This is a genomic window from Phytoactinopolyspora endophytica (assembly GCF_004138495.1).
Taxonomy (GTDB): Bacteria; Actinomycetota; Actinomycetes; order Jiangellales; family Jiangellaceae; genus Phytoactinopolyspora; species Phytoactinopolyspora endophytica.
This window is the reverse complement of sequence record NZ_ML142878.1, coordinates 18,499-25,339: the sequence shown is the minus strand read 5'-3', so window position 1 is coordinate 25,339 and position 6,841 is coordinate 18,499. Positions and strand designations below refer to the sequence as shown.

Here is a 6,841-nt window from a genome sequence, read left to right as displayed (position 1 = left end):
ACGCCCGTCGAGATAGACGTCGAGATATCGTCCCGTCACCAATGAACGTCTCCCGACTGGAGGTTCCGAAACGCCATCTCGAAGCCAAGCGCTTGGAAGACGTCGAACAGCTTCGATGCTTCGATTGTGGGCTTTCCCGCCTCGAAGTCCGCCACGAAGGAGCGAGAGACACCGGCGTGTTCGGCCAACTCGGACTGGCTCCATTCACGCTTCTCACGCAGCTCGCGCACAGCGGCTGCCGATCCAGGAGGTTCGTGGCGACCGCGTAGTCCGGACATCATCGCCCGGTTGCCGTCACGTTCCTCATGTACGCGGCGTACTTGCGCCGTCCGAGATATCGCCACATCAACTTGACGGGGAGTGGCAACGTGCCCAGGAACGACTCCGCCTCCTCGGCCGACGCGACCGACTCGAGTTCCCCGGTCGCGATCAGCTTCTCGGGCTTGGTGAACTTCTCGAAGGTCTCCCGACCGAACCGCTCCCACTCCCCGGCCGTGATGTGGGCGCGGATCAGCGGGACGACGTGGGCCTCCTCGTCGTCGAGGTGCTCGACCAAAGCTGCGGTGAACTCGTCCAGCGCCGTCGCCAGTTCCTCGCCGTTCGCCGGCGATCGCCGCCAAGTGCACAGGAGGGCGCGTACCCGTTCCGATCGCTCGGCGACCACCTCGTGTTGCGCCTCCATCCGGTTGATCAGCTCAGCCTGTGGTGCAGCGCGCTCGAGCAGCCGCGGCCAGATGTTCGTGTCCTCGCCGCTGTGGTGGTTGTGCAGCCCGTTCAGGTGGAAATCCAGATGCGCGGCGATCGTCTCGGCGCGCGCGGTGTCGCCCGCAGGCGCCTGCCGGACCAGGGCGGCGACCATGGGGAACGCACGCCGGAAGATCCGGTGAATGATGGCCATCTCCTCGGTGCGGGCGGGAGCGGCCGCGAGGGCGCTCATCGGGCATCTCCGTCTGCTCCGACGCGGCGCTCCAACGCGTCGCGAAAGTCGGTCAGGAGGGTCTTCCGCTGTCGTCTCATCACCAGCATGAACAGCGGGAACACGAGACGGAACCACCCGCTGGGACGTGCATCGAACTCGAAGACGAGCCGGGTCCGGTCACCCACCACGTCAATCGTGCCCGTGGCCCGGACCGCGACTGGCCCGCCGTTCACGACCGCCCACCGTCGTGGCCGGTCGAACTCGACGCACTCCACCTCAAGAGCCGACGGCGCGCCCTTCCATCGGGCGAGGTACCTCGTGCCCAGCCCGACCGGCCCGTCGGTGATCTTCTCGACAGAGATGGCGTAGGGGTTCCACTCCAGCTCGTTGCGATTGTCGCTGGCGTAGTCGAACACCTCCTCGGGCGAGCAGGCGATCAACGTCTGGTTAGTGATGACGGCCATGGCAAGGTCCTTTCAGTGCGGGCGTTCAGTGGATGCGTCTGAGGAGTGCGCGGCCGAGGTCCACGTGGATGGCGCTTCATCTCCGCACCCCACCGGGCGTTCATGAGCGCACCTCGGACGCGGCACTTGATGCAACGGAACTGTCGACACGAAAGGGGATCGAGCAGCCCAGAGCGAGCACCGCGAACAGCGCCACCACCAAGGTCCCCGCCCATGCGCCACGCGGCTCGGTCAGGCCGAGGGCCGGGTTCATTCCCGACACGGTCCCTGCCAAGGCCGCTGCGAAAGCGACGCCGAGCGCGCCGCCCAGGACGCGCGGCCAGCGACGTCCGCGACCCGACAGGGCGTACCCACCGACCATTCCCATGACCGCGACCGCGATCGCGCCGCTGCCGATGCCGCTGGTCACCAGCAGCACGAGTGCCCCGGGCAGCAGCATCGGCGCGATGGCAAAGGTCAGCGGGGCAAGAGCCAACCACGCCCGGCCTCGGTGATGACCGGCTCGACGCCGATACGCGGCCCAGCCGAGCAGCCCCCCGGCCAGAGCGCCGGGCACCAGGATCGCGCCGAAGGTCCCGCTCCACGTGAAGGTCGACTCATGGCCAGCGAGCTCGGCCATGTACGCACGCAGGGCGGCAGCCCAGGCCAACCCACAGACGCCGCCGCCAGCCATCCAGACCCACGCCGGTGAGCCGCCCACAGGCGTGGCGGATCGCTGTTCGGGCATTGGCCGCGATCGCGCCGTGACGGTGGTCTTTGCCATGACGATCCATTCGCTCGACCATCGCTCCTTCGACCACTGTGTTCTCACGCTGACCCGATGCACCATGACGAGCACTCACCGCTCGCTCACCGAACGCTCACCGATCGGCACCCCGAGGGATACACTGGAACTCCGCTGCCCCTTCGAGCCCGGGTGGACAGATGACGGCGGCCACGACCTTCGGAGCTCGGCTCAGAGAGTTGCGGCTGGCCGCCGGGCTCACCCAGGAGGCGTTGGCGGATCGAGCCGGCATCAGCGCACGTGCGGTGAGCGATCTCGAGCGCGACCCACTCCGCACACCGCGGCTCGACACGGTGCGGCTGCTGGCTGATGCCCTGGCGCTGACCACCCAGCGTCGAGCCGAGCTGCTCGCGTTGGCCCAGCCCACCACGCCGGCAGGCTCGCTCCTGGTCCGCGCACCGATCACCGAGGCACTCACGACGCTGATCGGTCGCGAGGACGAGATCGCGGCACTCGTAAAGCTCCTGGCCGACGGTGAAACGCAGTTGATCAGCCTCACCGGGCCCGGCGGCGTCGGCAAGACGCGCCTCGCCGTGCACGTCGCCGCGTCGCTGTCGAGCCAGTACGCGGACGGGGCGATGTTCGTCGACCTCGCGCCGCTCCGCGACCCCGGACTGGTGTTGCCGGCGATCGCCCAACAGCTCGGGCTCGACGAGAACCCCGCAGTTCCGGTGGCACAGCGGCTCACAGCCGCGCTCCGGGGACGGCAGTTGCTGATCCTGCTGGACAACGCCGAGCACCTCCTCGAAGCCAGGACCGAACTGCTCGCACTGCTCAGCGCCTGTCCCGACGTCATCGCCCTGGTGACGACCCGGGTGCCGCTCGATGTCCGTGGGGAGCGGCAGTACCGCATCGCGCCACTCCTGCTACCCGCGCCCGGTGAGAACATGCCCGGGGGATCCGCGTCGGAGGTTCTGTTCCGGGACCGTGCGCTCGCGGTGGGCATCGACCTGCCGCCCAGCGCAGGCGCGGCCGTGGCGGACATCTGTCGACGACTCGACGGGCTTCCCCTGGCGCTCGAGCTGGCAGCGGCACGGACGCGGGTGCTGCCGCCGGACGCCCTGTTGGCTAGGCTCGAGCAACGACTCACGGTGCTGGTCGGTGGCCCGCACGACCTTCCCGACCGCCAGCGAACCATGCGCGACGCGATCGCCTGGAGTTATCAGCTGTTGTCGGACCGCGCACGGGTGCTGTTTCGGACGCTGTCGGCGTTCGCGGGCGGATGCCCGCTCCCGGCCGCCGAAGCGATCAATTACGACCTCGGCGTGCTCGACGCTCTCACCGAACTGATCGACGCCAGCCTGGTCGCGGTAGAACCGAATGCGCAGGCGCCCCGCATCACGATGCTGGAGACCGTCCGCGACTTCGGACTCGAGTCCAGCGTGAGCGTGGGTGACGCGAGCTCGATCGTTCGCCGCCACGCGGAGTACTTCGCCGCGCTCGCCGAGCAGGACCCGGTGGCGGCCGGTGAGGCGGAGCGAGACAACCTGCGTGCCGCCATGAACTGGGCGCTCGACGAAACAGACGCAGCGACGGCGCTTCGGATCGTTGCGGCAATGTGGCGATTCTGGATCGAGCGCGGTCAGCTCACCGAGGGCTTTCACTACGCGCACGCCGGGTTCGGCTTGGCATCCTCTGTCAACGTCGCACCGCCGGTCCGGCTTGCGGCCCTGGCCGGCGCAGCCCGTCTCGCCCTCGCCACCACGGCTGTCGAAGAGGCGAGCAGGTGGTGCGACGATCTCGTGGAATTGGGGCGCACCCACGGCACTCCAGCGGACCTGGTCGCGGCCCTCAACGTGCGCGCGCAGTTCGCCCGTGACCAGGACCGCTACGTCGATGCCAGGCGTGACTACGAAGAGGCCGAGACGCTCGCGACCAGCCATGAGGACGAGCACGGACGCGCCAAAGCCCTGATCGGTCTGGCCTACGTGACGTTCTTCGCGGGCGACTCGCTGCGCGCCGAAGACCTCGCCAACCGCGGACTGGCCGCAGCCCGCCAGTGCGGTGACCAACGTGAGCTCGCCGACGTCCTCCTCCTCCTGGCGTGGCAGGCGATGCACGCCGGAAAGTACCCGGACTCGCACCGGCTGGCGTCCGAGGCAGTGGCGCTCTACCGGGGCATGAAGCACACCGGAGGCGTCGCGCTGGGACTCCGCCAGCTCGGGACCGCCGCCGCCTTTACCGGCGAGTTCGACCAGGCGACGGTGTACTACGAAGAAGCGCGGGAGCTGTTCCTCGCGCGCGGTGAGGACCAGATCGCGGGCGAACTCCTCGCACATCTCGGCCACGTCGCCCTGAACACCGGGGACATCCCACGCGCTCGGAAGCTCAACGCCCGGTCGCTCGAGTCGGCTCGTGCGTACGGCGACCAGTGGGCCCTCGCGATGGCGGCCACCCAGCTCGGGCACGTCGAACTCGCCGACGGTCAACTCGATGCTGCGCGGGACCTCTTCACCGAAAGCGCTGATTTGTTCGAGGCGATCGGAAACCCGCTCTACGTAGCGTGGTGCCTGGAGGGCGTCGCCGGCGTGGCGGCAGCCGATGGCAGGTGGGACCAGGCTGCACAAGCGTGCGCCGCCCGACAAGCCGTACTCGCCGAGATCGGCCACACCCTGCCGCCCGTGCACCCCGAGAGTTACCAACGCCTCCTTGCCGCCGTCGACCGGGCGAGCAATTGAGTCGGGCCGGGACGCACACGAGCTCCGGCCTAATAACAAGCGGCGTCACCTCTGGCCGCCAGGCCCTACGACCTGCGCTGCACGGCCACAGATATCGCCGCGCAGTGATGCGGCACTCCCCTCCGCCGGCACAGGCATCAATCAGGACGACAATGGCCTGAAGTGTGCGTGCGGACATCCCATATCTCCACGCGCGCATGCCACGACTGACCTCGATGCTGAAATCGTGGTCGACCTGATCACTGAGGTGATCAGGCGGCTGTCAGGCGAGTGGGAATGGCGGCTGCCACCATGCTGGCGACCTCTGAAGCTCGACCCGGTCGACCCACTTGACCCACCAGTAACCCCGGCGGCGTGGCGCGACGAGCCGCAGCGGGGACCCGTGCCGGCGCGCCAGCGGCACGCCACCCACCGCCGTGGCCAGCAGCAGCCGATCGATCTCGTCGACCGGGAACCGGATCCAGTAGCCGGTAACGGAATGCACAAGCAAGCTCCGTGCCTCGCCAACGTCGCGTATGAGGGACGAGACCGGGACGCCCGCCCAGTCCTGGTGGGCATACCACCCCGACGTACAGTCCAGCGTCGCCCGAAGGGGTGTCTGGTATTCCGCTACCTCGGGCAGAGTCAGCTCATATGCACCGCGGCCATCAACGACGGTGAGCCGCCATTCGTCAAGGTCAAACGTGGGGGCCGTGTCGTTGAGCCAGATGGTGCTCGGCATCGAGGTCGGATCGAACGAGCCGATCTCGTGCGAACCGGTGAATCGCCGCTTTGCGCCGGGCAGGCCGGCAAGCCGGACGGTTGAGTCGGTGGCGAGGTACAGGGCCGCCGCGGCGGCGCTGAGAAGGCCCGCTCGAAGGGCGACCCGGCGGGAAAGGTCTGTCTTGTGGGGCCGGCTCTTTCTGGCGACCGCGTGCCAGAGGAGAAGTGGAACGAGCGCCAGCGCGGCGGCCACGTGGACCCACAAACCGTGCTGCCCACCGATCGAGCGGATCAGTCCGGTGGAAGAGCCCAAGCCGGCCACCACGGTGGTGATAGCAAGGGCGGCGAGCAGCAGCGACGCCCAGCGGCTGCGGCGGGCCCGACCCAGCCCACGGCGGACGACGCGACCCTTCCACGGGATCAGCAGGATGACCGCCATTGCCGCGACACCATGCCCGATGACGACCCACCGGCCGTGTGGTGAACCGGTCGCAACCGCTCCGGTGCCGGTGGCGAAGGCCAGCAGCAATGCGGTGAACAGCGCCACATTTGTCTGTCGCGGTGACAGCATCTGCCTGATCTTCGGGTGCATGGCCGCTCTAGCCCCTCCACTCAGTCATCGATTGCTGCGATCTTCCGGCTGGGTTTGAAGCAGAGCCCTTCGCGGCAGCGGCGAGACTGCCCTACACCGCTACTTGATCCGGAATCGTGGCGCGAGCGGTTTCGTGCAACGCCGCTGACAGCCACACCACCGCTATCCCGGCGACGACGTGGGTTGCGCTGATCAACGGATTGTCCGGAAGAGGCGCGAGGAGGGCGATCAGGGGAAACGCAAGTATGTAGGCAACAGCCGGGATTTTAGGGTAAACCCGTGCGCGCACCATGGAGAGCCCGAACAGCACAACACCGATGCTGAACACGAGGGCGCTGAAGAGCAGGGCGATCCGGGAGATGCCGGCGAGGTCGTCAACGGCGATCACTTCCTCGATCGGGAAGAGGACCAGGTTCAGGGTGTAGCCGGCCCCACCGAACAGGCCGAGGCCGATCAGGTTGACGGCGAACCCGGCCGTACTCACCCGACCACTCGCGCGTAGCTGGCCCAGATGTAGGCCGACCACCAACGGGATCGCCAGGGCGGGAGAGAGGCCGAGCGCGACACTTGTTGCTGTTGTCTCGCCCGCTAAGGCCTCGAACGCACTGGGCAACGCGATGAACAGCCCGGCGAAGATGCCGCTGATGGCGCCGAAGCGCAGCACAGATGTCATGCGGCAAACATAGGAGCGGCGGACGAGCC

7 protein-coding genes are annotated in these 6,841 nt (G+C 68.0%); 1 reads left to right on the top strand and 6 read right to left on the bottom strand.

Annotated features, from left to right (window positions below; genetic code table 11):
• Positions 1-35 precede the first annotated feature (35 nt).
• The 4 genes from ELR45_RS32910 to ELR45_RS32895 form a co-directional block, all read right to left on the bottom strand.
• Complete coding sequence (locus ELR45_RS32910; RefSeq protein ID WP_205857748.1) at positions 36-230, bottom strand: helix-turn-helix domain-containing protein; 195 nt, start codon at positions 228-230, stop codon at positions 36-38.
• A 47-nt stretch (positions 231-277) separates the two neighbouring features.
• Complete coding sequence (locus tag ELR45_RS32905) at positions 278-937, bottom strand: hemerythrin domain-containing protein (RefSeq protein ID WP_129670055.1); 660 nt, start codon at positions 935-937, stop codon at positions 278-280.
• Positions 934-1,383, bottom strand: a complete 450-nt coding sequence (locus tag ELR45_RS32900) for an SRPBCC family protein (RefSeq protein ID WP_129670054.1) — start codon at positions 1,381-1,383, stop codon at positions 934-936. Before ELR45_RS32900 ends, ELR45_RS32905 begins: the two co-directional genes overlap by 4 nt.
• A gap of 100 nt (positions 1,384-1,483) precedes the next feature.
• Positions 1,484-2,146, bottom strand: a complete 663-nt coding sequence (locus ELR45_RS32895; RefSeq protein WP_129670053.1) for a hypothetical protein — start codon at positions 2,144-2,146, stop codon at positions 1,484-1,486.
• A 161-nt stretch (positions 2,147-2,307) separates the two neighbouring features.
• Between ELR45_RS32895 and ELR45_RS32890 the strand changes: the two genes are divergently transcribed.
• Positions 2,308-4,845 carry an ATP-binding protein gene (locus ELR45_RS32890; RefSeq protein WP_129670052.1) on the top strand — a complete coding sequence of 846 codons (2,538 nt, stop codon included), beginning with the start codon at positions 2,308-2,310 and terminating at the stop codon, positions 4,843-4,845.
• A 262-nt stretch (positions 4,846-5,107) separates the two neighbouring features.
• Here ELR45_RS32890 and ELR45_RS32885 read toward each other — a convergent pair whose 3' ends face one another.
• Positions 5,108-6,118, bottom strand: a complete 1,011-nt coding sequence (locus ELR45_RS32885) for a molybdopterin-dependent oxidoreductase (RefSeq protein WP_165368314.1) — start codon at positions 6,116-6,118, stop codon at positions 5,108-5,110.
• 112 nt (positions 6,119-6,230) lie between these two features.
• Positions 6,231-6,841: hypothetical protein (locus tag ELR45_RS32880; RefSeq protein WP_205857747.1), on the bottom strand; the 611-nt coding region annotated here is incomplete at its 5' end.

What these genes read in the sequence shown, in the direction of transcription:
- ELR45_RS32905 (WP_129670055.1), bottom strand. Translation starts at nt 937, where the DNA reads ATGAGCGCCCTCGCGGCCGCTCCCGCCCGCACCGAGGAGATGGCCATC.
- ELR45_RS32900 (WP_129670054.1), bottom strand. Translation starts at nt 1,383, where the DNA reads ATGGCCGTCATCACTAACCAGACGTTGATCGCCTGCTCGCCCGAGGAG.
- ELR45_RS32895 (WP_129670053.1), bottom strand. Translation starts at nt 2,146, where the DNA reads ATGGCAAAGACCACCGTCACGGCGCGATCGCGGCCAATGCCCGAACAG.
- ELR45_RS32890 (WP_129670052.1), top strand. Translation starts at nt 2,308, where the DNA reads ATGACGGCGGCCACGACCTTCGGAGCTCGGCTCAGAGAGTTGCGGCTG.
- ELR45_RS32885 (WP_165368314.1), bottom strand. Translation starts at nt 6,118, where the DNA reads ATGCTGTCACCGCGACAGACAAATGTGGCGCTGTTCACCGCATTGCTG.